The organism is Rhizobium sp. PDO1-076, from assembly GCF_000247475.1.
Taxonomy (GTDB): domain Bacteria; phylum Pseudomonadota; class Alphaproteobacteria; order Rhizobiales; family Rhizobiaceae; genus Allorhizobium.
In genome coordinates, this window is sequence record NZ_AHZC01000213.1 from 1 (window position 1) to 2,439 (window position 2,439).

The following is a 2,439-nucleotide window of genomic DNA, read 5'->3' on the forward strand; positions in this document are numbered from 1 at the left end:
TCATACCGGAAATGGTGCCGGTGGCATTGTCATTCCAGTGCGGCGCGCCAAGGCCAGCGAGCGCCGGGACGAAGGTGACACCAGCGGAATCTTCAACTGTCTGAGCGAGGTCTGACAGGGCCTGCGCGTCGGCGAGTCCGAGCATCGTTGCAGCAAAGGCGGCGGCCTGGGCCGACACTGTGATGTTGCCTTCCAGCGCATAGGCTGTTCCGTGGCGGTCACTCCAGGCAATCGTGCTCGACAAGCCGTGACTGGACATGATGCGCTGCGACGTCAGCGTCATCAGCGACGAACCTGTGCCATAGGTCGCCTTGACCAGGCCTGGTTTGCGCACGCCATGGCCATAGAGTGCTGCATGGCTGTCGCCCATCATTGCAAGGATCGGAATGTCCGGACCGAGTGCTGTCGTTCCATCGGCCGTGTGGCCGAACAGGCTGTCAGACGGTCTTGGCGCGGGCAAAGCCGACAGTGGAACGCCAAACACGTCGCAGAGAGTGTCATCCCAGGTCAGGCTGGCGGTGTCGAACAACTGGGTCCGCGACGCATTGGAATGATCGGTGGCGAAAGTCTGACCGCCGGTCAGTTTATAGAGCAGCCACGAATCCACGGTGCCGGCACGCAGTTGCCCGCCGGCGGCCAGGGATTTTGCTCCCGCGATATTCTCCATGACCCAGGCGAGTTTGGACGCGGGAAAAAGTGCGTTGATGGAAAGGCCGGTTGACTTGGTAACGGCCGGGTTCGCGCCATCCCGGATCAGTTGCGCGCAGGCCGTGGCCGTGCGTCGACATTGCCACAATATCGCAGGTGCAATCGGCTGCCCGGTCGTCGCATCCCAGACGACCAGCGTTTCACGCTGGTTGGCGATCGCGATCCCGTCGACATCAACCGCCGTTGCATTGTGAATTTCGGCGATCACCATCTGCACGCTGGCCCAAATGTCGTCGGCCGACTGTTCAGCCCAGCCCGGACGCGGATAATGGGATTTCAACGGCGCCGATGCCTTGGCGATGACCGTGCCGGAACCATCGACGAGGATGGCCTTGGTATTGGTCGTGCCCTGGTCGATGGCGATGATATGCCTTGTGCTCATGGGCGTTTGCGCCCGATCGCCGTGTTTGCGGCTTTCATGATGCCGGGAACCGTGAGGCCGAAATGCTCGAACAGCCACTCGACCGAGCCGGTCGGCACGAAACCGGGAAAGCCCATGCGCTCGACCGGAACCGGCAGGTTTCCGGCGGTGAATTCAGCGACCGCACCACCGAGACCGCCGCGAATACCAGCCTCCTCGATGGTGACGATCGCCCCCGTTTCGCGGGCCGCCGCCGCCACGGCTGCCTCGTCGAGCGGGTTGAGGGTGGCCATGTTCAAAACGCGGGCCGAAATGCCGTCTGCCGCCAGTGCAATCGCGGCCTTGGCAGCCAGATGCACCATGGTGCCACAGGCAATCAGCGTGACATCACCGCCTTGATGCACCAGTTCGGCTCGACCGGGCCGAAATTTGCGATTGGCGATCTCTAGGTTTGGAACCGGCATGCGGCTCAGGCGCAGATAGACCGGGCCTTCGTGGCTGGCCGCCCATTTCACCGCTTCTGCGGTCTCCCATGGGTCGGCGGGAACCACCACGGTGATCGCATCCAGCGGCCGCAGCCAGGCGAAGTCTTCGATGGAATGGTGTGTCGGGCCGAGTTCGCCATAGGCGACGCCGGAGGACTGGCCAATCAGCTTGACGTTGAAATTGGCATAGGCGATGTCGGCCTTGATCTGTTCCAGTGCGCGGCCGGTCAGGAAACAGGAGGCGGCCGAGACGAAGGGAATGCGTCCGCCATTGGCCAGGCCTGCGCTGACGCCGACCATGTTCTGTTCGGCAATGCCGACATTGATCAGGCGCTCGGGAAATTTCTTCTGGAAGCCGCCGAGCTTCGATGAGCCGACGGAATCATTGACCACGGCGACGATGCGCGGATCCTGTTCGGCCAGGCTTTCCAGCGTCTGTGCCCAGGCATCACGGCAGTCGAAATAGCCTTCCTGTTTTGCAGCGGCAGCGGCCATTACACCAGTTCCTTCATTGCTATATCGAGTTGTTCTGCGTTCGGCACGCCGTGGTGCCAGGATGCCTTGTTCTCCATGAACGACACGCCCTTGCCCTTGATGGTGTTGGCAATGACGCAGAGCGGCTTGGAACGTCCGCCGGGGACGGGGCTCAAGACATCGAGCAGCGCCGGCACATCATGACCGTCAACAAATTCGACATCCCAGCCGAAGGCGCGGAACTTGTCGTCCAAGGGGTCAAGCCCGTTGGTCTCTTCCGTACCCATGCCCTGCTGCAGGCGGTTGCGGTCGACGATCAGGGTGAAATTGCCGAGCTTGCGATTGCCGGCACTCATCGCGGCTTCCCAGTTCGAGCCTTCCTGCAGTTCGCCGTCGCCGGTGAGCACGAAG

Annotated in this window: 2 protein-coding genes and 1 pseudogene; all 3 read right to left on the reverse strand. The window is 62.2% G+C overall.

All coding sequences use genetic code 11. The features are described 5' to 3' along the window. Window positions 1–1,090: FGGY family carbohydrate kinase (locus PDO_RS12675; RefSeq protein WP_007602135.1), on the reverse strand; the 1,090-nt coding region annotated here is incomplete at its 3' end. Further along, window positions 1,087–2,049, reverse strand: a complete 963-nt coding sequence (locus PDO_RS12680; RefSeq protein WP_007602136.1) for a transketolase family protein — start codon at window positions 2,047–2,049, stop codon at window positions 1,087–1,089. The genes PDO_RS12675 and PDO_RS12680, both read right to left, overlap by 4 nt. Next, window positions 2,049–2,439, reverse strand: a pseudogene (locus tag PDO_RS12685) (transketolase); the annotation flags it as partial. The pseudogene PDO_RS12685 and the gene PDO_RS12680, both read right to left, overlap by 1 nt.

Bases quoted from the DNA above. Each gene is read 5' to 3' on its own strand.
- PDO_RS12680 (WP_007602136.1), bottom strand. From the start codon at position 2,049: ATGGCCGCTGCCGCTGCAAAACAGGAAGGCTATTTCGACTGCCGTGAT.